Below are 23361 nucleotides of genomic sequence, written 5' to 3' on the forward strand. Positions count from 1 at the left end.
TGGAGTGTTATACCCCTCGTCCCTTCGGGGCTGCGAGAACACTTTGAAGCACTAACTTGTGTAAATTTGATTGAATTGTATAGATTTAGTTAAGTTTATCGTATCGGAAAATTGGCACGTATGAAAAGCAAGTGGAGCAGTTAAAAGAAAGTGAAGAGAAATTGGTGTTTGTTCGCGCAGAAAAAGAGAGTGCAGAAAAACGAAAGCAAGATTATGAAATATTAGCGGCGCTTGAGCCTCTCGTTATTGAAAAGCGTGCGCATGAGAAAGTGTTAGAAGATGAAAAAGGGCAGTTTCCTGTAAACGGAATGGCGCGCTATGAAGCAATTAAGGCGAAGATGGAGCCGCTCCAGTTGCAAGTTGATTCGCTCCATAAAAAAATAGAGACAGTGCAATTGGAAATGGAATCGATTCAAATAGACGAAGAGTTTTTACAAAAAGAAAGTTATGTAGAAGAACTTCGTATGCAGCATATGTCGTATGAAAATGCACGCCAAGAAATGCGTGATATAACAGGAACGATTACGAATATAAAAGAAGAGCTTGCAGAACTCGAGCAACAAATTGGTGCTACTTTTGAAAAAGAAACAGTCCTGTCGTTTGATATGAGTTTGGCAACGAAAGAGTTAATTACGCAAACAGTGCAAAAGGCGCGCGAATTAGAAACGCAAAAAGCACAGCTTGATGATCGTTTTAAAGTAGCGCAGGAGCAATTAGAAGAACAAGAAGAAAATATAAGACAGATTCAGAAGCAAATGTTAGCGGATGAAGAGCGAAATGCGTTAGCCGAGAAAGAGAAGTCGTTCCAAGATGCGGCGTTTATCGGTATGGGCGCAGAGAGAATGAAGCGCAAGTACGAGGAAAAAGCAGGAGCGGCTATGCAAAAGAAAAAGCAGTGGCAAAGAGTTTGTCTTCTGTTACTTCTTATTAATACAGGCATTTTATTCACAAGCTTATTTATAGACAATCGCCCGCTCTTATTTATTAGCGTCATCGTTTTTGTAGGGATTGTTCTTGCCCTCGTTTTATATAAAGATCCGTCAAGTGGATTACAAGAAGAACTTCTTACTCTACAGCAAAGTGCTGGCGGAAGGCAAAGTGAAGAAGCGATGTCTGTGCGCTATGAGTTAGAAAAAGATGAAGAGATACGTAAACTATTTGAGCGTGAGTCTTATAAATTACAGCAAATGGAGCGAGCGTATGATAAAGTCGTTTCATCGTATGAGGAATGGGAGGGAGAAACGTTCCGCATGAGCGAACAAGTCAATGCGTATAAAAAGCATTATACGTTCCCTGAATTTTATACGTATGCGCACATATTGCCGGCGTTTGAGCGTATGGAAAAAATGCAGCAATTATATCGTGAATTAGAGAAGCAAGGCACACGAAAATCTTCATTATATGAAATGATTTCGCAATTTGAACATAAACTAGAAACTGTTATCGGTAGTGCGGAGTATAGTAAGCTGCACGAGGCGCAAAGCCGTATGCAAAATGAGAAAGAAAAACGCCAAACTTGTAAGCAGCTAAAAGAGAAACTAGCTGAATGGCAAGAAGAATATGTGTTCATGCAAGAGCAATTGAAACAACTGTTAGTAGAACGAGATAGTTTATGGCATATCGCCGAAGCTACAAATGAAGAGATGTTTTTAGAGGCAGGTAAACTAGCGGAAAAACGTGAAGATGCAGAGAAACAAGTGGGGCGTTTATTACCACAAATTGATCTGTTAGAACAACGTTTAACGAGTTTATCATTAGCTGAACATTACGAAGCTGATGGTTATGATGAAAAATTAAAGCAAGAAATGACAGTCATGCAAAACTGTCTTACAAAGGAAAAAGAACTGACGGAGCGCATTGCGAAACATCGTATGGAAATTGCGAATTTAGAAGAAGGTAGTACGTACGGCGATTTACTGCACGAATGGGAAATGAAAAAAGCGCAAGTGCGTGAACAAGTGAAGAAGTGGGCTGCGTATGCGACTGCAAAGACAGTGTTAACGAAAACGAAGCAATATTATCATGAAGTACATCTTCCTCGTATTTTACAAAAATCAGAAGAGTATTTCGTCTATTTAACAGGCGGACGATATAGTAAAATCTTTTCACCGTCAGAGGCGGAGCCGTTTATTGTAGAGCGTAACGATGGTATGCGTTTTTATAGTCATGAACTAAGCCAAGCGACAGCTGAGCAGTTGTATTTATCGCTGAGATTTGCGTTAGCAAAAACATTTGAGCATGATTATCCATTTATTATTGATGATAGTTTCGTGCATTTTGATGCGGTAAGGATGAATCGTACGATTGAACTTATAAAGGAAATTGCAAAAGATAGACAAGTGATCTTCTTTACATGCCATGCGCATTTACTAACGTATTTTACAGAAAAACAGATTATAAAATTAACGCATAAGCGTAAAGAAAATGAGTTGTAGTGTGCTATACTAAAAGTAACTGATTTGGTGGAGGAATTCGAATGAAAAAGAAAATTGCAGAGTATGAAGTTGGTGAACAAGTCGATATTTTCTTGTTAATTAAAACAGCGACAAAAGGTATCGCAAGCAATGGAAAGCCATTTTTAACAGTAATCTTACAAGATCCAAGTGGAGATATTGAAGCGAAATTGTGGGACGTATCACCAGAAGTTGAGAAACAATATGTAGCGGAAACAATCGTGAAAGTAGCTGGAGATATTTTAAACTACAAAGGCCGTATTCAATTACGTGTGAAACAAATTCGTGTTGCGAATGAAAATGAAGTTACGGATATCTCAGACTTCGTAGAAAAAGCACCAGTGAAAAAAGAAGATATGGTTGAGAAAATTACGCAATACATATTTGAAATGAGAAACCCGAACATTCAACGTCTAACAAGACATTTATTAAATAAGCATCAAAACGAATTTTTAGACTATCCAGCAGCGACGAAGAACCATCACGAGTTCGTATCTGGACTAGCTTATCACGTCGTATCGATGCTTGATTTAGCGAAAGCTATCTCAAATCTATATCCATCATTAGATAAAGACTTACTATATGCAGGCGTTATTTTACACGACCTTGGTAAAGTAATCGAATTATCTGGCCCAATTTCTACAACGTATACGTTAGAAGGAAATTTACTAGGCCACATTTCGATTATGGTGAACGAAATTGGGAAAGCAGCAGATGAGCTGCAAATCGATGCAGAAGAAGTATTAATTCTTCAACATATCGTTCTTTCTCACCACGGAAAAGCAGAATGGGGTAGCCCAAAACCACCATTAGTAAAAGAAGCAGAAATTCTGCATTACATCGATAACTTAGATGCAAAAATGAACATGATGGACCGCGCATTAGGACGCACAAAACCAGGTGAATACACTGAGCGTGTCTTTGCTCTTGATAATCGTTCGTTCTATAAGCCGTCGTTCCATAATTAATAGTGTGAATAAAGTGGCCTCATTAAGTGTTAATACGCTTAGTGAGGCTGTTTTTTTTATTGGAAATTAAATGAAATAGCTAAGAAGTACGCATGGGTGTAACGAAGAACTAATAAAACATATTTTGCCACTAGAATGGGAGCGTATCAACTTTTTAGATGTGTGTCGATTGAATATGACAGATATTAAAGTTAGAATCTCTTCAGCCTTTACAATAGGTCTAAAAATAAGATCCAAATTTTATGTTGAAATTTGTTTAAAGTATATTTTCATTACAATGTGGGTGAGCCCCCATCTCTATCAAGTTAAGTCTATATAAGTTAAATTTCACGTGAAATTTTTTTGTTCTTTCTTTTTAATATGCACCTAATTGATTTAAGTTTCTAATTATACAAATAACTTTGACTGTAATGGTGACTTCTTGTAAAATTATATACATATAAAGGGATTTTTTGGATTGTTTGAGAAGGATCTAGTATTCTTTTTTTTAATGACAATAGGATCTGAAGAGGGAGAGACAAGGATACCATGAAATATTTGAAGAAAAAATCGGGAAAAATTTTATTAGCAACGGGATTGGCATTTTCTATGGCAGCTTGTGGTGTAACTGATAACAAAGAAAAAACAAATGCTGAATCTAGTAAACAACAAAACAATAATAATGATTCAAGCAATAATAATAACAGCAATGCAAATAACTCTAATGGCAATAATAACAATAACAGCAATGCAAATAACTCTAATGGCAATAATAATAACAGCAATGCAAATAACTCTAATGGCAATAATAACAATAACAGCAATGTAAACAATTCTAATGGTAATAATAACACTAATACAAATAATGAATGGGGCACTAATAATAGTAATAACTCGAATAATAATTCAAACAATAATGAACAAAAACCTAATCAAAATCAAGAGCAATCGGCTACAAGTGTAACTTTAGAACAACATGGGATTATTGTTACAGTTCATAAAGTTGAACAAGCTGATAATATAGTTCGTGTGAAGTACACAATTAATAACACTACAAACCAAACTATTTTTTCTGGTGCACCTGGGGCTAAAATAGAACAAAACGGAAAAAGTACAATACCATCAGATTTCAAAGGGAATTGGGATCAAAGAGGATATATTGCTCCTCATACAAGTGTAGATGGAACAAACCTTTATTCATTGAGCGATATAACAAATGAATTTGACTTTAAAATTAGACCTGATTTTGAGGATATGAAGAATAATCCACCTATTGAGTATTTTATTTTAAGGGTAAAAATGCATTAATGAGAAATAAAAGAAGATCGAACTAGATATTCTTTCTAGATTGATCTTCTTATTTTATATTCCCCCTTCATTGCACCACTTTTGCAGTATCCCCTTGCTCAAATCATCATAAACGTGATACATACTTACTTCCTATTTAGGGGAACTGAAGCACGTTTTCCAATCCTTCAAGCAACTCTTCAGTTTCGTTCGGATGAACAAATAGAGTGGGAAACAGATTGGAAGATGCAGTGTTCGCATCACTCTTATCAAATTCCGCTCCAATTAGAAGGAAGAGATATGATAACAATTATGTTAGAGGGACGTTACAGCTGATGCGGAAATGGATACATGAAAACGTAAGGAAAAGTTTATAAAAAAGACTTAGCGTTGTAAATCCACATTCTTATGACGCTATCCCATATAGAAATTCATCGTTTTCCAGTTCAAAATATTATGCAATAAAAAAATATCTCGAATTTGAGATAAATCTCTTGCTTTTTAATCACTTGAGTTGTAAAGTGATAGTAACGAAAGCGATTGAGTCATATGAAAAACATACACTCACTTGCTTTTGATTTACAAAACAAAGTAACTTATTCAGTAAAAACTAAGATGAATGTACAAAAATATAATGAGAATAAATTAAAAAGCTAAGAAGCATATTATTTTTTAGGTATCACTTGACTAGTAAAATGAAACGAAGGAATTACGAATGTATAAAATTAAAGGGCATCATCACATTTCAATGGTTACGAAAAATGCAAATGAAAATAATCACTTTTATAAAAATGTGCTTGGTTTACGTCGCGTGAAAATGACAGTAAACCAAGATGATCCATCAATGTATCATTTATTTTATGGAGATAAAACAGGAAGTCCAGGTACGGAATTATCGTTTTTTGAAATTCCTTTAGTAGGAAAAACGTACCGCGGTACGAATGCGATTACTCGAATTGGATTACTCGTTCCTTCCGAGGAAAGCTTACATTACTGGAAAGCGCGATTTGAGGAATTTGATGTAAAACATAGTGAAATAACAACATATGCAAATCGTCCTGCTTTGCAATTTGAGGATGCTGAAGGTCTTCGCTTAGTATTACTCGTTTCAAACGGAGAAAAAGTGGAGCACTGGGAAACTTGGGAGAAATCAGAAGTTCCTGCAGAGCATCAAATTCAAGGAATGGGTTCTGTGGAAATGACAGTTCGTAGACTTGATAAAATGGCGAGTACACTTACAGAGATGTTTGGTTATACAGAGGTTAGCCGCAGCGAAGAGGAAGCAATTTTTCAGTCCATTAAAGGCGAGGCTTTTGGAGAAATCGTTGTGAGATATTTAGATGGTCCTACTGAAAAGCCAGGCCGTGGTAGCATTCACCACCTAGCAATTCGCGTGAAAAATGATGCAGAGCTTGCTTATTGGGAAGAACAGGTGATTCAAAGAGGCTTCCAGTCTTCAGGAATCATCGACCGTTTCTATTTTAAAAGCTTATATTTCCGCGAATCAAACGGAATCTTATTTGAAATTGCGACAGATGGACCAGGATTTACAGTTGATGGAGATGTGGAACATTTAGGAGAAAAACTTGATTTACCACCGTTCTTAGAAGATCAGCGTGCAGAGATTGAAGCGAATTTAGCACCTATTGAAGAGAAGTAATAGAAGAGAAAATATAAAATTTGAAACTATTGGAGGAATATAAAATGAACCAATTAAAAGGAATTCACCACGTTACAGCGATTACAAGTAGTGCAGAAAAAAACTATGAGTTTTTCACTCACGTTTTAGGAATGCGTTTAGTTAAAAAAACAGTAAACCAAGATGACATTCAAACGTATCATTTATTCTTTGCAGATGATAAAGGTAGTGCAGGAACAGACATGACATTCTTTGACTTCCCAGGTATTCCAAAAGGAGTACACGGTACAAATGAAATTTCAAAAACTTCATTCCGTGTTCCAACTGATGCGGCATTAGAGTATTGGGTAAAACGCTTTGACCGTCTGGAAGTGGAACATACAGGAATTAAAGAGCAATTTGGTAAGAAAACTCTTTCTTTCGTTGACTTTGATGACCAACACTATCAATTAATCTCAGATGAACTTGATAAAGGGATTGAATCAGGAACACCATGGCAAAAAGGTCCAGTTCCATTAGAATATGCAATTACTGGTTTAGGCCCTGTATTTATCCGCATTGCAAACTTTAGTTTCTTTAAAGAAGTGTTAGAAAAAGTTCTATTATTTAAAGAGGTTGCGCAAGAAGGAGAATTCTATTTATTTGAAGTAAACGAAGGCGGAAACGGTGCATCTGTTATTGTAGAACATAATACGGTTCTTCCAGAAGCACGACAAGGTTTTGGTACAGTTCACCATGCTGCATTCCGCGTAGAAGATCGCGCTGTATTAGAAGAATGGATCGAGAGAATCAGCAGTGTAGGACTTCCTTCATCTGGTTATGTAGACCGTCACTTCTTCGAGTCATTATACGCAAGAGTTGCACCACAAATCTTATTTGAATTTGCAACAGACGGCCCAGGATTTATGGGAGATGAGCCATACGAAACACTTGGCGAAAAATTATCTTTACCTCCGTTCCTAGAGCCAAAACGTGAAGAAATCGAAAAATTAGTTCGTCCAATTGATACAGTGAGAAGTACGAAGGAATTTATTAAAGAGTAACAATAATAAGTAGGAGAGCAAGTAGTTTTAGCTGATCGCTGGAACTGCTTGTTTTTTTATTTTCGCTTTATAAGTATTTTGCTAAAATGAATGTAAAACTGATGGAGGAATAGAATGACGAAAATAAGTGGATATACTTGTAGGTGCTGCGGTACATATCATGAAGAAATTCCAAGGAGCTATGGATCATCAGCTCCTGTTTATTATTATGATGCTGAACCTGAAGAGCGAGAAGCTAGATTTGAAATGAACGATGATTTATGCGTGATGGATGGAGAACACTTCTTTATGCGAGGGAGTATTGAAATTCCTATCATTGGTACAAATGAACATTTCATATGGGGTGTATGGGTTTCGTTGAGTGAAGCGAATTTTGATAAGGTGAATGAATGCTGGGATAAACAAGAACTGTTAGAGCCAATGTTTGGGTGGCTTTCGACGGATTTACCATATGAGTTGGAAACAGTAAGTTTAAAAACGATGGTTCATCTGAGAGCCGATGGCATTCGTCCTTATATTGAACTAGAGCCGACAGACCATCCTCTAGCTGTGGAATTTAGAGAAGGAATAACGATGGAACGGGTACAAGAAATAGCGGAACAACTGTGTGTAAATAACGAGGGTGATGAGGAAGAGTGCTGATATTTGTTCAGTGCTCTTTTTTCATTATGTGAAAATCAAGTGTACAATTTTATAAACTCATTTTTACGGTTCTAATTCGGAAGTATTCAGAAAATCCATTTTTGATATACACTCTATTGTTTAACTTGCGCCAAGATAGAATAAGAATCATGAAGCATTGTACTTAAAGTAATCTTAGTTCGGATATTTGCTGAGCTAAGGTTATTTTTATCCCGCTTTAATGGGCAGGGCAGTAAGACCCCCATCTCAAAATTCAGGGAAAGCAAATAAGTTAGGTGGGGATCGGGCTGCCCGTTAATGCCCGATTGGTTTAACTAATAATCAGTGGGGGACGGATAAAACCCCCACTGATTAAAGTTTCACTTTATTTGTTCTACAAAATTTTCTGAAAAATGTTTCTCAAGTTTTCTAAATAGAAATATTTGGTATAATTCATTTAAATTATAAATTTTCTGACAATTATTTTTCAATACATAGAAAAGAGGTGATACTATACAATTTTGATAATTGTATAAATATCCTAATTTTGCAAGCTTAAGAAAAGGGGATGCGAGTGTATGGGAGTAGATGTAGTAACAAGGGAGCAAATGAAACATTCTTTAGATGATTGGTATCGTGTAATGTTGCAGCAAAATATAGAGAAAGCCACAGAAATGAAAGAGGAGATTGATAGTAAGATTAGTGGTTTGGACGTGGATCAGGAGTTATCTTTGTATTTTACCTTATTAGATTTTAGATATAAAATGCTGACGGATTGGTTGAATATAAAAGAAAATAGTTTTGAGAGAATAGAATCTTTTGAAATTCCAACTAAAGGATTTTTAGCGTATTATTATCATTTTTTTAAAGGAATATATTGCACTTCAATGTCTAAATATAGCGATGCAAAGGAAAGTTATGAAAAAGCAAATGAACTACTGAAATACGTTTCGCATTCTTTAGAAAATGCAGAGTTTGATTATCGTATGGGTAATTTTTACTATCAGACATATCAACAAGTTAATGCAATTGACTATTTGAGAAAAGCGAAAGAAGAGTTCAAAAAACATATAGGTTGTGAAATAAATATAGCGCTATGTGAAAATGCTTTTGGTCTGTGCTGTGTAGATTTGAAAAATTATGAACTCGCGGAAGAAAGCTTTAATGTTGCTATGGATATTTTCCAAAAGGTAAATTATGAAAAATATATTTTAATGGTGCGTCATAATTTAGCCTTTTTGTATGCTAGTCAAGATTTATCGGAACTTGCAGTTCGCCATGCATCCGAAGTTACAAAAAAACAGCCGAAATTTTTTAAAGCGCTATTTGTTGAAGCACGTGAATGTTATAAATTAGGACAATATCAATTGGCAGCAGATCTGGTTGAAAAAGGTTTGGATATTTGTAAAGAATTAAATAAGGAAGAGTTTCACTATCGTTTTATGATTTTGAAAAGTGTAAACGAAAAATCACCTACATTAAGCTTAGAGCAAGTAGTTTTAGAAGGTATTACTTATTTTGAAAAAGAAGAGCTATGGGGTTGTATACAGGAATACGCTGAAATGTTAGCTCTAAGGTTTCATAAAGAAGAGAATCACAATAAAGCAAGTCACTATTTTCACATGAGTCATAAAGCTCAAAAAAAATTATTAAAAAAAGGGGCGCTAAAATAATGAAAAAGATTCACTTTGGAATGTTAGGGATTGCGCTAGTAGGTGCGTTATCAATTGGGGTTAACAGTGCGTTTACAAATCAAGCATTAAATATAGGAGAAACAGGTGGAGCACCAGCAAGACCAGACTATGTTAGCTTTAATAAAGGCGACGGAGGAGCGCCAGTAAAACCAGATTATACTAGAGGTGACACAGGAGGAGCACCAGCAGATAATAGAGGAGACGGCGGCGGAGTAAGCCAACTATAATAACAAAGAAAGGGATCTCACAACGAGGTCCTTTTCTTTGTTATTAGGCCATGCAGAGAAAAGAATTGACTTACTTTAAATATGTAACTATAATAGTTACAAAATAACCATCAGTAATAAAAGTGAGAAATATTTTTTTGGTATAATTGTAACCAATACAGTTACAATTAAAATTAATTATAAAACAACCAAATAATGTAAAAACTTTAAATAGCAACAAGAGAAAGGAGACGGGAATGTTGAAACGGTTTAAGTTTTATATGATTAGCGGTATTGTGCTCGTTTTACTTATCGTATGTAACTTTGTTGATAAGCCGATTGCGAAGGTCGAAGAAGTGAAAGATACTGTTATGATGAAGCTGAATACGAAAGAGAGTATGGCACAAATCGACGGGCAGACGATTTATTTTAAGAAAATTGGTGAGGGAAAGCCTCCTTTACTTATGCTGCATGGGTTTGGTGGTTCATCTGATGGATTTAGTGATATTTATCCGGAACTTGCGAGAGACCATACAATTATTGCAGTTGATATTTTAGGGTTTGGACGTTCTTCTAAACCAATTGATTTTGAGTATTCGTTTCCTGCGCAAGTGAATTTATATTATAAGTTAATGAAGAAGCTTGGATATAATCAATTCGCAGTACTTGGTCATTCGATGGGCGGAGAGATGTCACTGAATTTAGCGTATTTATATCCGGATGCAGTAACGCATCTCATTTTAGCGGATTCTACAGGAATAGAGTCTTTCCAGCAAAAAGAAAGTTATGAAGTGCCGCCGCTATCGACAGACTTACAAACTGTAACTGAGATTACGGATTATAATAAAAATGAAGTGAAAAATAGTCGTGACGATAAACAGCATTATGATCAGCTGACGAAAATGAGAGAGCGCCGCATTGCGATGGAAGCCGATAAAATTAAGGTGCCGACTTTAATTATATGGGGTAGAAATGATAAGAGCGTTTCTTGGAAAAATGGTGAACTGTATCATCAGCTATTTGCGAATAGTACGTTCCATATCATTGAAAAAGGATACCACGCACCGTTTCGCCAGGAACCAATTGAGTTTATGGAATATGTACAAGCGTTCTTTGCGAAAAATCCCCAATAAAAATTAAGCATAAATCTATTTCTTTCCTCATACAGTGAAACTAATAAGGCTTGTCTAAGGAAAGGAATGAAGTAGAGTGGAAACTTTACCATGGTGGGTGTATCTTGTAATCGTCGGAATCGTATTAAGTGGCTACATGGTTTTATATACTTCGAAAAAAGAGCAAGAGATGGATAATGAGTTTATTGAAAAAGAAGGCGAAGTGTATATGAAGCGTTTAGCAGAGGAACGCGAGAAACGTAATCAGGATAGTGATAAAGATTCTGTTTTATTATAATTATGAGAGCGTGGATAACATGTCGTTATCCACTTTTTCATTTTCTGAAATATATCAACGATTTTTCAAATATATTGAACACAACTTGAAATATATCAACGATTTTTTCAATATATCGACGATTTGACATAGGATATCGACTTACCGACACGAAACGACAATATTAAGAAGCACGGTTATTGTTCGGGAAATTATTATAGAAGAAAAATATATGAAACCTACATCGTATAGCACATGAAATAGCACCATTATAAGCTGTAACGCACAAGTTGCACAGCCAACGCAACGACAACTCGCTTTACTCATCATCATGTATTTGCTCATACTAGACGTAGATAGGTGAGAAACATAGTATGGTTTTTAGTGAACGCTTAAAAGAAGAACGAGAAAAATGAAAGAAATCCCTTACACTAGCTGTTCTTTTCACTCAAATTGTGTACTATAAAGGATAGGACGACATAAAGAAGGGGACGTATAGAATGGAATTTCATGAACAGAAGATTTTGCCGGCAGTGAGGCAAATTAAAGATTTGGAAAAGCTATTACATAGTTCGTATGAGTATATCGTTATTTTAGATATTCATGTCGGCCAATTGAAGAGTGTTATATCACTTGCGAAGCAATATTGTAAAAAGGTGTTTTTACATGTGGATTTAATTCATGGCTTGCAGAGTGATGGGCATGCGACGGAATATTTATGTCAGGAGTTTAGACCGTACGGGTTACTTTCAACGAAGGCGAGCGTGATTATGAAGGCGAAGCAAAAAGGTGTTGTGGCAATTCAGCGTATTTTTTTAATCGATTCGAGTGCAATGGAGAAGAGCTGCAATCTTTTAGATAAGACGAAACCGGATTATATAGAGGTACTTCCTGGAGCATTAACGGACGTGATCGCTGAAGTGAAAGAGCGTACTGGTGTACCGATTTTAGCAGGTGGTTTCATTCGTACAGTGGATGATGTAGAAAGAGCTTTAAATGCTGGTGCGACAGCAATTACGACATCAAAACGCGAACTATGGAAACATTACCAAAAAAAGTGACGAAAATGTGAAATAATTCTGTTGACACCGCTTTCATTAACGGTTAACATTATAGACAAGTTAATAAACGTGACGGAGAAAAGAAGAGATCCACATTTCATTGTTTCTATATAAATTTATATAGAAGCGTGCAAAGCTGTGGGTCTTTTTCTTTTGACAAAAACGAATGGCCATTCATTTTACCTCTATCACATTTGAAAGCGTTTAAATTGATTGTGGAGGGATACTATGTCAGCATTTTTAGGAGAGTTAATAGGGACTGCGTTGTTAATCGTACTTGGTGGCGGCGTTTGTGCTGGTGTAAGTTTAAAGAAGTCGTTTGCGAAAGATTCTGGTTGGATTGTTATTACAATGGGCTGGGGCTTAGCAGTAGCGGTTGCAGCATATGCGGTTGGATCAATTAGTGGGGCACATTTGAATCCAGCTTTAACGATAGGATTAGCATTTAAGGGAGCGTTCCCATGGAGTGACGTACCTGGTTATATCGCAGCACAAATGATTGGGGCAATTATCGGGGCAGTTATCGTATATTTACATTACTTACCACATTGGAAAGAAACAGAAGATCCAGGAACAAAGTTAGGCGTATTTGCAACAGGTCCAGCAATTCCGAACACATTTGCAAACCTTTTAAGTGAAATGATTGGAACATTCGTTTTAGTATTTGGTATATTAGCAATTGGTGCAAATAAATTTGCAGATGGATTAAATCCATTTATCGTAGGTTTCTTAATTGTAAGTATTGGTTTATCATTAGGTGGAACGACAGGATACGCAATCAACCCAGCACGTGATTTAGGTCCGCGTATCGCGCACTTCTTCCTTCCGATTGCAGGAAAAGGCGGTTCAAACTGGAAGTATGCATGGATTCCAGTAGTAGGTCCAATTTTAGGTGGATCACTTGCAGGATTATTCCATCAAGTTGTATTTGAAGGAAAACAAAATGCAGCACTTATTTATGTGATTATTGCAACTGTGATTGTACTAGCAATCTCTTATATGACAAGCAAAAAAAGTGGAAGCAATACAAATAGTAGAAAAGTAGCATAAGGGGGAAACCGATATGAAAAAATATATTCTTTCATTAGACCAAGGAACAACTAGCTCACGTGCAATTCTGTTCAATAAAAAAGGTGAAATTGTTCATTCAGCTCAAAAAGAATTTACACAACATTTTCCAAAGCCGGGCTGGGTAGAGCATAACGCGCAAGAAATTTGGGGATCTATTTTAGCAGTTATCGCAACTTGCTTAAGCGAAGCAGATGTAAAACCAGAACAAATCGCTGGTATCGGTATTACGAACCAACGTGAAACAGCGGTTGTATGGGATAAAACAACAGGCAAACCAATTTATAACGCAATCGTATGGCAATCTCGCCAAACAGCTGAAATTTGTGATGAGTTAAAAGAAAAAGGTTATGGCGAAATGGTTCGCGAAAAAACAGGTCTTTTAATTGACGCATACTTCTCTGGTACGAAAGTAAAATGGATTTTAGATAACGTTGAAGGTGCAAGAGAGAAAGCGGAAAATGGCGATCTATTATTCGGAACAATTGATACGTGGCTTGTATGGAAACTATCTGGTGGTAAAGCGCACGTAACGGATTACTCAAATGCATCACGTACGTTAATGTTTAACATTCACGACTTACAGTGGGATGATGAGCTTCTAGACATGTTAACAGTACCAAAGAGCATGCTTCCAGAAGTACGTCCATCATCTGAAGTGTATGGAGAAACAATTGACTATCACTTCTTCGGGCAAAATGTACCGATTGCCGGTGTAGCTGGTGACCAACAAGCAGCATTATTTGGACAAGCTTGTTTCGGTGAAGGTATGGCGAAAAATACTTACGGAACTGGTTGCTTCATGTTAATGAACACTGGTGAAAAAGCAGTAGCTTCTGAGCATGGTCTATTAACAACAATTGCATGGGGAATAGATGGTAAAGTAAACTACGCATTAGAAGGAAGTATTTTCGTAGCAGGTTCTGCAATTCAATGGTTACGTGACGGAATGCGCATGTTTAAAGATGCAAGTGAGAGTGAAGTGTATGCTTCTCGCGTTGAATCAACTGACGGTGTATACGTTGTACCAGCATTCGTAGGATTAGGTACACCCTACTGGGATAGTGAAGTACGCGGTGCTATGTTTGGTGTAACACGCGGTACGACGAAAGAGCATTTCATTCGTGCAACATTAGAATCTTTAGCTTACCAAACGAAAGACGTATTATGCGCAATGGAAGCAGATTCAGGTATTGAACTGAAAACATTACGTGTTGATGGCGGAGCAGTTAAAAATAACTTCTTAATGAAGTTCCAAAGTGATATTTTAGATGTTCCTGTAGAGTGTCCGGTGATCAATGAAACGACAGCTTTAGGTGCAGCGTACTTAGCTGGTCTTGCGGTTGGATATTGGAAAAACCAAGATGAAATTAAAGAACAGTGGCATATGGACAAACGCTTTGAACCAACGATGGAAGCGGAAACAAGCGAAGAGCTATATGCTGGATGGAAAAAAGCAATTGAAGCAACAAAAGCTTTCAAATAATCATAAACAGTGTTATAATGGTGACAAGTTAATAATTCGGTAGGAGATTTGGAGAGACCACAACACGCTATAGAGGCGAAATCTATAGCGGAGTTTGTGGTCTCTTTTTTCGTTATCAAAGGGAGGAATTACCATGAAATTTTCAAGTAAACAACGTAAAGACGTATTAAACGGAGTAAATAAACAAGAATTAGATGTGATCGTAATTGGTGGAGGTATTACTGGTTCTGGTATTGCATTAGATGGAGCAACACGCGGGTTATCAACAATTGTGTTTGAAATGCAGGACTTTGCAGCAGGTACATCAAGTCGTTCAACGAAGCTTGTACACGGTGGTCTACGTTATTTAAAACAACTTGAAGTGAAAATGGTAGCAGAGGTGGGGAAAGAGCGTGCGATCGTATATGAGAACGGTCCCCATGTAACAACACCAGAGTGGATGTTACTTCCGTTCCATACAGGCGGTACGTTCGGATCATTCAGTACATCAATTGGTCTTCGTGTATACGACTTCTTAGCAGGTGTAAAACGAAGCGAGCGCAGAAAAATGTTTAACCGTGAAGAAACGCTGAAGAAAGAGCCTCTTGTAAAACAAGAAGGATTAAAAGGCGGCGGTTACTACGTAGAATATCGTACAGACGATGCGCGTCTTACAATTGAAGTAATGAAAGAAGCAATTGAGCACGGTGCAAAAGCTGTTAACTATGCAAAAGTAGATAGTTTCTTATATAAAGATGGAAAAGTATGTGGTGTACGTGTAATCGATTTACTAGATGGTGAAGTATACGAAGTTTACGGTAAGAAAATTGTAAACGCAGCTGGTCCTTGGGTAGATACACTTCGTGAAAAAGATAACTCGAAAAAAGGAAAAGTACTTCAGTTATCAAAAGGTGTTCACTTAGTAATTGACCAAAAACGTTTCCCATTAGGGCAAGCAATTTATTTCGATACACCAGATAAACGTATGGTATTCGCGATTCCGCGCGGCGGGAAAACTTATGTAGGTACAACAGATACGTTCTATGATAAAGACGCAGCTGTACCACAAATGACAACAGAAGATCGCACATACATCATTAATGCGATTAACTACATGTTCCCAAGCGTAAAAATTACGGAAAAAGACATCGAGTCAAGCTGGGCTGGCGTACGTCCGTTAATTTACGAAGAAGGTAAGAGTGCATCTGAAATTTCTCGTAAAGACGAAATTTGGACTTCTGAATCTGGTTTAATTACAATCGCAGGTGGTAAATTAACAGGATACCGCAAAATGGCTGAAATGGTAGTAGACTACGTAACGAACTTACTACAAAAAGAAGGCCATAGTGCATATCCGAAGAGCTCAACGAAACATATGCCAATCTCTGGTGGACATGTAGATGGCTCTAAAGGATTACCAGCATTTATCGCGAAAAAAGCAGGCGAAGGTACGAAATACGGTTTAACGACAGCACAGGCAGAAGAATTCGCGAAATTCTATGGCTCTAACGTTGACGTATTGTTCGAATTAGCAAAAAAACATAAAGACGAAGCGAAAGAATACAACATGCCGCTAGACGTTCTAATCCCACTTGTATACGCAATGGATTACGAAATGACAGCAAAACCAGTCGACTTCTTCGTACGCCGTAGAGGCGCTGTATTCTTCAACATCCACTGGGTATACGAGTGGAAAGAAGCAGTAATCAACTACATGGCTGCAAAACTAGGCTGGAGTAAAGAAGAGCAAATGAAATACACAGCAGAACTAGAAAAAGCATTAACAGACGCTGTCATTCCTGTAGATCAACAAGAGCATGCAGCTGCGTTAGCGTAAAATAGAGAAACACCTGAAGAGAAACTCTTTAGGTGTTTTTTATCTTGACTAAAAATAAATAAAATGTGTTACAATGATGGTATAGTATGAATTTTGCATAAAATAAAGAAGACAGAAGCCTGAGAAACTTCTGCCTTTGTAACCTAACTTGCTATTGTGGTGGTAGTAGGTGCGGTTATAAGAAAATTACATTAACGTTTTAGCCGAGAACCGCCCTTACCTTTTCCACGAAGCAGGGTGGTTCTCGCTTTTTTGTATACAGAAATTAGCCACGGACCGACGTATCTTCTACCGATGACAACGCCAGCTCCGGTTAGGATACCGTACATTAATTTCATTACAAACATCGCGATCATATTATCACCTCCCCCTTTTTTCGAAATGGAAGAGATGATTGCCACACCTACTAGTTATAGCTTATTAAGTTACAGTTTAATTGTATTATGTTTTAAAATAGGGAACAAGACAAATGGATGAAAAGCCCTAGTTTTAAATGGTTGGTTTGTCATAAACAACTTTATTTCTTGTTAAATAAACATAACTAAAAAATAAGGATACTGATAACAACATTCAAATGAAATACACGGCAGAACTAGAAAAAGCAATAAATCAACAAGAACAAACAGCTGCGTTATGTATAGAACTTCAAATACTACACTTGTATGAAGAATGTATCGGTTTTGATAGTATCGATCCATCTTTGTATGGCCATGAAATATTAGATTTTTTAAGTGAGTGTTAGAAAGAAGGAGGACTCGATTAAATCGGTTCTCTTTTTCATTTAGCGATGAGGGGGAATCTTGAAGATAGAAAAACTAAGCCCCCCCTTATTACAAACTTAAAGAGCGCCTTGGGAGAGAGGCGCTCTTTAGGTGAATGTATTGTAACGACTATTCGGTTTATTATATGTAAGTTGCTGAGGAAGTGTTTTATAAAAAAACGTTATTGCCGTCCTTATTTTTTATAAATTTATAAAACTTTTCCATACAGTGCGTCGTCTAATATATGGGAAGGAGGAAGTGGTGTGGATGAATTAACGGTAGAAGCGTTTGAAATAGAAGATAAGGAACTCCTTATCGATGAAATTATGAACAAGTATGGGCAAGAAGTGCTGCAACTTGTGTATTCATATGTAAACAATAAAGAGGTTGCGGAGGATTTAACGCAAGATATATTTGTGAAATGTTATAAATCTCTTCATACATACAAAGGGAATTCGAACTTAAAAACATGGCTATGGAGAATTGCAATTAATCATTGTAAGGATTATTTAAAAAGTTGGTATAACAAAAAAGTTATTGTTACAGAGGATGACTTTACGTATATGGAAAGTCAAAAAGAAAGTGTGGAACAAACAGTTATTCAAAATGCGGAGGATCGTGAACTGGCTTCTGCAGTAATGAATTTACCGATCAAATATCGAGAAGTTATTTATCTATTTTATTATGAAGAGTTATCAATTAAAGAGATTGCGATTGTAATAGATGTGAAGGAAAATACGATAAAAACGAGGCTGAAAAAAGCGAAGGAGCTTTTGAAGAAAGGATTGGAGGAATAATCAAATGGAAGATCGATTAAAAGGCCTGCGAAAATCAATGGAGAATACAACGTTTAAACATTTGAGTTTTTCTGATCAACATCGAAAACGAGTGCGTGAAAAAATCAATCAATCGTCCGAAAAGGAAGAAGATATCCTTTTAGCAGTGTTGCAACTTCTTATGAATGAAAAAACAGGTTATGAATTGATGCAGTTACTGCGCGGAAGAGGGATTCAAAAATTCGAAGGGGATGAAGGATCTCTATACACTTTATTACATCGTCTAGAGCAGAATCGCTTTATCCAATCTAGCTGGGACCACGCGGGAGCTAAATATTATCAATTAAATGATAAAGGAAATAAGATGCTGCGGAAGGCAGAGAAAAATGCTACGAAGGCACAATTTATATTAAAAGGATTTGTACAGGAGTGAGAAAAAATTGAACAAAAAAGGGGAGCGTTTTTTAAAAGAAGTTACGAACCATATTAAATCAAAAGAAGCGAAGGACTTAGTAGCAACTGAACTGAATTTTCACTTGAAACAGGCAAAGAATATGTGGATGGATAAAGGGTTAAGTGAGGAAGTTGCTGAAGATAAGGCTGTTGAGCAAATGGGGAGTCCAATTAAACTTGGCCGGGAACTGAACAAACTACATAAGCCAAAGGTGGATTGGTTTTTAATTGGTTTATTAGTGATTGCGATGGGATTAGGGTTCTTGCCGGTTATAGCTTTTGGACATACAAATGATTTACTACTGAATAAGGTGATTTTTGTTATTCTCGGTGTTGCAACAGTTGTAGTGATGATGCTGATTGATTACCGGAAATTAGAAAGACTCGGATGGCTGTTTTATACAATTGGGGTACTGATCTTGTTAATGATAAAATGTTTTCCAACTGGTTACGTGATTGGGGAAGCAATAATAAAAATTGGCCCTATCAAAATTGACTGTTTAATGACGATACCATTCTTTTTTCTAGCTTGGGCTTCTTTTTTCAATAATAGTAGGTTGAAGTTTATACATCTTCTCATGTTGTACGTATTTTCTTTATATCTATTTTCAGCTACATCAATTCTTTTACCAATTTTCATCTATATTACGATGGTATTCGTTATGCTTTGGTGGAGTAAGCTAGGAAAGAAAACGGCATGGCTCATTACAATATTACCAGTTTTACCCTTTATTATTAGGGATCTATTTTCCTGGTCTGCTGTAAAAGAATACCGGATAGCTAGAATTTTAGGATTTATAAACCCGGAGCATGATCTATGGTATTTACGTTTGAAAGAGGCGATGTCTTCAGCAGGTTGGTTTGGTACATATGGAAATATAAAGGCTATCCCTGCTGCCCATACTGATTTTGTATTCGCGAGTTTGACTTACTATTATGGATATGTGCTTGCGCTAGTTCTTGTCTTGATTCTGTCTCTTTTTGCAGTAAGAATAATGAACATAGCTTATAAAATCAATGATGGCTATGGTAAATTGCTTCTCGTTGGTGGAGTGACTCTTTTCACAATCCATTTCATTTGTAACGTTGGCATGATTCTTGGGATATTACCACGTTTTTCTATATCGTTACCTTTTATTAGCTATGGATTGATACCAACTCTGTTTCATGCATTTATAATGGGAATTGTGTTGAGTGTATATCGACGTAAAGATATGTCGTTTAGAATGAGAAAGACACCTTGATACTTATTATAAGTTGCATATAAAGGTATTTATTATTATGATCAAGTACAAACGTAAATAGATAGCAAAAGGGGGGGATGATAAATAACCCTCTTTTCGTGTTTAAATAAGTGCACTTGCTTTTATAGAAGTACATAATTCAGAACGAGAAATTGATTCAGCTAGCTGCTGTAAATAAGCATATTCTGTCGCATCTTTTTCAGAAGTATTAGGATCTAGTAAAGGTGAAGAAAGAAGTACGTCAATCGTAAGTATGTCTGCATCATGAAAAATGATGTTATAGCCTGCAAATACAGGGCGTTTTATGAAATTTAAGTAAGTGCGTGTTTGCATGCGTATCACTATTTTATGTACAATAAAAGAAAAGCCTCTTATGAGATGGGGAGAGAAATTTTCATGTCCAGCCAACAATTAGTGAATTTACGCATTGATTTTGCTTTTAAACAATTATTGTTTGTTCGTTGGTTATTATTACTTCCGGCAAACGAGGATGAACAACTAACCCAAACATTGGAGGACATTGCGATGAACCAAGATTCTTCTTTCCGACAAGCATATGAGGCAAGAGAGAAAGCTTTGATGGATGAAGCCGCAAAGTTCGCTCATGCTCGTAATGAAGGAAAGAAAGAGGGGATTGAAGAAGGTAAGATTCAATTAATTCGTGGAATGCATAAAAATGGAATGACAATCGAAGATATTGCAAAGTTTACAAATTTACGTTTAGAAGAAATACGAAGCATTGTACAAGTCTAAATGATAAAAAGAACACCTCCATTGAATTTGCATACTTAATATGCGAATTCGGGAGGTGTTCTAATATGTGTCCCGTTTTCGGGGTTCACTTCAATTATCGAGGTGTTTTCATTATAAGCTCAAAACTCTCCGAATCAGCCTCAAGTATAAAAGGACTAACCTCGCCAACGCTATAAAGTTGTAATTCATGCATTGCGCGCGTACAAGCAGTGTAGAACAATCTACGAACGCTCTCATCACTGTACACATCTTTAGAAGCATCGTAAATAATAACAGCGTCAAATTCAATACCCTTCGCTAAATAAGCGGGGATCACGACGATGCCTTGCTCATACTCGGCAGAGTTACTTTTCACAAGTTTAATATTCTCGATATGACTAAGTGCTTCGTAGGCAGCGGCACTTTCAGCTGCAGATTTACATATAATTGCGATCGTATTGTGCTGTTGTTTTTGTAGTTCAGCAACTTTGGCAGTAATATGTTTGTGCAGTTCGCTATCATTTGATACTTTCGTCACTGTAGGTTTCTCACCGTCACGTTCAAAGGCGTGAATGTTCTTGCCTTCCGGTACGAGAGCACGTGTAAATTCAATGATTGGTTTTGTTGAGCGATAGCTACGGGTTAAGTTAATGCCGTTCGTTTCGTCTGGTCCGTATAAATTCGTAAGTGTATCGAAATTCACCGTTTCACTCGCATGAGCAAATATCGCTTGGTTAAAGTCTCCAAGTACTGTCATTCTTGCGGCAGGGAAGAGACGTTTTAAAAACTCGAACTGAAACGGCGAATAATCTTGCGCTTCGTCTACGAGTACGTGTTTAATCGATCTGTTCGTTTGGAAGCCTTCAATTAACTCTTTTAAAAGTAAAAATGGAGTCGCATCCTCGTAATATAGTTTTCCTTCATCGAGCATGTTCACCGTTAAAGAACAAATGTCATCCCATTCTTTCGGTTTTTCTCCAGTCCCCCATGATGCATCTGTGAAAAGTTGTTTATATATGCCCGTGAAATTGATAAAGCGTAATGTTTGAACGCCTTTACGCAGTGGCTTCAATTTTTTACGGACAATCATACGTCCAAGTACTCTCGTTTCTTTTTCAAAATCTTGAAAGGAGTTGTCGTCAAACTCACCTTTTTTTTGTAAATATTTATAAGCCTTTTGATATTCATCTTTACTAAGTAATTCAATTTCCTCTTCTACCCAGGGCTTTTTCAGTTCTGTTTTTTCAATTTCATCTATTTGTTTATTTAGCCAATCCGTTAACTTTTCAATTCGATTATGGAAGCGGAGGGAGGAATCGGTATTGTAAAACTGCTCTGTAATTTCTTTAGCAGAAACAATTAACTTTCCTCTAAATTTCATTCCCCTAAATAGCATGCCTGAAGATTCAAGAGATTCTCTGTACGTTCTAATCATTTCGAAAAATTGAGTAGATGCCTTAAATCGGATGCTCGCATTTCTCGTTTTATAGGTAGGGCTATTCGTTTCAGTTAGCATATATTCTAATTGCTCATAAGGATCTTCAACATCAAATGACTTGCTTAGTCTATGGTTTAAATATTCTTGGAATGTCACTTGCTGCATATTTTCTTCGCCGAGTTCAGGTAGTACGTTAGATACGTAGCTATTGAACATAGAGTTAGGGGAGAAGAGAATAATTTGATCCGCTTTTAGCCATTCGCGATATTTATATAGTAAGTAGGCGATTCGCTGAAGGGCAGCAGATGTTTTACCACTACCAGCAGCTCCTTGCACGATAAGAAGTCGGCCTTCATCGTGACGAATAATTTCATTTTGCTCGCGCTGAATTGTAGCAACGATACTTTGCATATGTTTGTTTGTGCCTTTTCCGAGCGCTTGTTGCAAGATCTCATCACCAATTGTAAGGCTCGTATCGAACATAGAATCAATCTCGCCATTTTGAATAATGTATTGTAATTTTTTCTCCACATTACCGTGAATTACGCCTCCTGGTGTACTGTATTCAGCCGGCCCTGGTGGATAATCGTAGTACACACTTGAAATGGGTGCGCGCCAGTCATATATAAGAAAGTTTTCTCCGCTTGCATCAGTAAGCGTGGCTACACCGATATAAATTTTCTCCGCAGCAGATTCTCCTTCTTCTTTAAAATCAATTCGTCCAAAATAAGGTGCTTTATGCATGCGTCTTAATGCGGCAAGTCGATTAAAGGTGTGCTTATGAGTAATTTGTGTGACAGCTAGTGACTGAGCTTGTTGCCTTAAGTTGATAACTGTTTCCAGATAATCATCAAAAGTATCCGTGTTCACTTTCACATCATCCCAAAAGTGTTTACGAATATTGATTACTTCTGCCCGGCGTCTGCCAGTTTCGTTTTCCAGTTTATCAATTTGCTCCGTAATCGTTTCTATTACGGTATCCAATCGTTTTTGCTCTAAATCAAGTTTTTTGTTCATACGGTAAGCACTCCTTTAAAAGTGAAAAATAGGGGTTGACTGAAGATGTGTTTTGGTGTAAAATTAAGATACGGATAAATACGTTCTTTGTATTTTATAAAATGTGTTTCTGTACTAATATAACATAGTTTTTTAATTTAATCAATGATAATAAGATAAACCTTGGTTCCATGCTACGTGGATCAAGGTTTTTTTGTGTTTTAAGAGGGATTCGCGGTTATTGTCGGTTT

Annotated in this window: 20 protein-coding genes and 2 pseudogenes; 19 read left to right on the forward strand and 3 right to left on the reverse strand. The window is 36.8% G+C overall.

What is annotated here, in order from left to right; translation table 11 throughout:
• Positions 1-131: 131 nt before the first annotated feature.
• From PDQ68_RS14345 to glpD, 14 genes are all read left to right on the forward strand, one after another.
• Entirely contained in the window at positions 132-2435 is a 2304-nt protein-coding gene (locus tag PDQ68_RS14345; protein ID WP_061183751.1) for an ATP-binding protein, read from the forward strand.
• A 41-nt stretch (positions 2436-2476) separates the two neighbouring features.
• Positions 2477-3421: a 3'-5' exoribonuclease YhaM gene (yhaM, locus tag PDQ68_RS14350; protein ID WP_000726638.1), complete on the forward strand. Its 945-nt coding sequence runs from the start codon at positions 2477-2479 to the stop codon at positions 3419-3421.
• A 528-nt stretch (positions 3422-3949) separates the two neighbouring features.
• A complete protein-coding gene (locus PDQ68_RS14355; RefSeq protein ID WP_270786874.1) occupies positions 3950-4708 on the forward strand; it encodes a hypothetical protein in 759 nt (252 codons plus the stop codon).
• 694 nt (positions 4709-5402) lie between these two features.
• Positions 5403-6347: a ring-cleaving dioxygenase gene (locus PDQ68_RS14360; protein WP_061183749.1), complete on the forward strand. Its 945-nt coding sequence runs from the start codon at positions 5403-5405 to the stop codon at positions 6345-6347.
• Positions 6348-6391: 44 nt separating this feature from the next.
• Positions 6392-7369: a ring-cleaving dioxygenase gene (locus tag PDQ68_RS14365; protein WP_001072547.1), complete on the forward strand. Its 978-nt coding sequence runs from the start codon at positions 6392-6394 to the stop codon at positions 7367-7369.
• 114 nt (positions 7370-7483) lie between these two features.
• Complete coding sequence (locus tag PDQ68_RS14370) at positions 7484-8011, forward strand: DUF2199 domain-containing protein (RefSeq protein WP_061183748.1); 528 nt, start codon at positions 7484-7486, stop codon at positions 8009-8011.
• A gap of 557 nt (positions 8012-8568) precedes the next feature.
• Entirely contained in the window at positions 8569-9663 is a 1095-nt protein-coding gene (locus tag PDQ68_RS14375) for a response regulator aspartate phosphatase (protein ID WP_061183747.1), read from the forward strand.
• Entirely contained in the window at positions 9663-9911 is a 249-nt protein-coding gene (locus tag PDQ68_RS14380) for a Phr family secreted Rap phosphatase inhibitor (RefSeq protein WP_016716707.1), read from the forward strand. The genes PDQ68_RS14375 and PDQ68_RS14380 overlap by 1 nt, the downstream gene beginning before the upstream one ends.
• Before the next feature lie 239 nt (positions 9912-10150).
• Entirely contained in the window at positions 10151-11023 is an 873-nt protein-coding gene (locus PDQ68_RS14385; protein ID WP_029141071.1) for an alpha/beta fold hydrolase, read from the forward strand.
• Positions 11024-11099: 76 nt separating this feature from the next.
• Positions 11100-11300 carry a sporulation YhaL family protein gene (locus PDQ68_RS14390; RefSeq protein WP_000449227.1) on the forward strand — a complete coding sequence of 67 codons (201 nt, stop codon included), beginning with the start codon at positions 11100-11102 and terminating at the stop codon, positions 11298-11300.
• A 479-nt stretch (positions 11301-11779) separates the two neighbouring features.
• Positions 11780-12340 carry a glycerol uptake operon antiterminator GlpP gene (glpP, locus tag PDQ68_RS14395; protein ID WP_000394284.1) on the forward strand — a complete coding sequence of 187 codons (561 nt, stop codon included), beginning with the start codon at positions 11780-11782 and terminating at the stop codon, positions 12338-12340.
• A gap of 228 nt (positions 12341-12568) precedes the next feature.
• Positions 12569-13390: a glycerol uptake facilitator protein GlpF gene (glpF, locus tag PDQ68_RS14400; protein WP_001272193.1), complete on the forward strand. Its 822-nt coding sequence runs from the start codon at positions 12569-12571 to the stop codon at positions 13388-13390.
• Between the two features lie 13 nt (positions 13391-13403).
• A complete protein-coding gene (gene glpK / locus PDQ68_RS14405; RefSeq protein WP_061183746.1) occupies positions 13404-14894 on the forward strand; it encodes a glycerol kinase GlpK in 1491 nt (496 codons plus the stop codon).
• A gap of 133 nt (positions 14895-15027) precedes the next feature.
• The gene (gene glpD / locus PDQ68_RS14410) at positions 15028-16710 is read left to right on the forward strand and encodes an aerobic glycerol-3-phosphate dehydrogenase (RefSeq protein WP_044792646.1); all 1683 of its coding nucleotides are present in this window, start codon (positions 15028-15030) and stop codon (positions 16708-16710) included.
• Between the two features lie 191 nt (positions 16711-16901).
• On the opposite strand, the gene PDQ68_RS14415 is transcribed toward glpD, so the two are convergent.
• The gene (locus PDQ68_RS14415) at positions 16902-17066 is read right to left on the reverse strand and encodes a hypothetical protein (protein WP_000561155.1); all 165 of its coding nucleotides are present in this window, start codon (positions 17064-17066) and stop codon (positions 16902-16904) included.
• Positions 17067-17284: 218 nt separating this feature from the next.
• Here PDQ68_RS14415 and PDQ68_RS14420 point away from each other — a divergent pair, with 218 nt between their 5' ends.
• From PDQ68_RS14420 to PDQ68_RS14435, 4 genes are all read left to right on the forward strand, one after another.
• Positions 17285-17452 carry a hypothetical protein gene (locus tag PDQ68_RS14420; RefSeq protein ID WP_162839812.1) on the forward strand — a complete coding sequence of 56 codons (168 nt, stop codon included), beginning with the start codon at positions 17285-17287 and terminating at the stop codon, positions 17450-17452.
• A gap of 282 nt (positions 17453-17734) precedes the next feature.
• Positions 17735-18268 (forward strand): sigma-70 family RNA polymerase sigma factor, encoded by a 534-nt coding sequence (locus PDQ68_RS14425; protein WP_016716709.1) that lies wholly within the window; start codon positions 17735-17737, stop codon positions 18266-18268.
• A gap of 4 nt (positions 18269-18272) precedes the next feature.
• On the forward strand, positions 18273-18680 hold the full coding sequence (locus tag PDQ68_RS14430) for a PadR family transcriptional regulator (protein WP_016716710.1): 408 nt from the start codon (positions 18273-18275) through the stop codon (positions 18678-18680).
• Positions 18681-18687: 7 nt separating this feature from the next.
• Entirely contained in the window at positions 18688-19944 is a 1257-nt protein-coding gene (locus tag PDQ68_RS14435; RefSeq protein ID WP_061183744.1) for an FtsW/RodA/SpoVE family cell cycle protein, read from the forward strand.
• Between the two features lie 102 nt (positions 19945-20046).
• Here PDQ68_RS14435 and PDQ68_RS14440 read toward each other — a convergent pair.
• Positions 20047-20250 (reverse strand): annotated as a pseudogene (locus PDQ68_RS14440) (hypothetical protein); the annotation flags it as partial.
• A 147-nt stretch (positions 20251-20397) separates the two neighbouring features.
• Here PDQ68_RS14440 and PDQ68_RS14445 point away from each other — a divergent pair.
• Positions 20398-20697: pseudogene (locus PDQ68_RS14445) on the forward strand (nuclease/transposase family protein); the annotation flags it as partial.
• Positions 20698-20791: 94 nt separating this feature from the next.
• On the opposite strand, the gene helD reads toward PDQ68_RS14445, so the two are convergent.
• Positions 20792-23131 carry an RNA polymerase recycling motor HelD gene (helD, locus tag PDQ68_RS14450; protein ID WP_061183743.1) on the reverse strand — a complete coding sequence of 780 codons (2340 nt, stop codon included), beginning with the start codon at positions 23129-23131 and terminating at the stop codon, positions 20792-20794.
• Positions 23132-23361 lie beyond the last annotated feature (230 nt).

Source organism: Bacillus cereus group sp. Bc010 (assembly GCF_027716745.1).
GTDB classification, from domain to species: domain Bacteria; phylum Bacillota; class Bacilli; order Bacillales; family Bacillaceae_G; genus Bacillus_A; species Bacillus_A pacificus.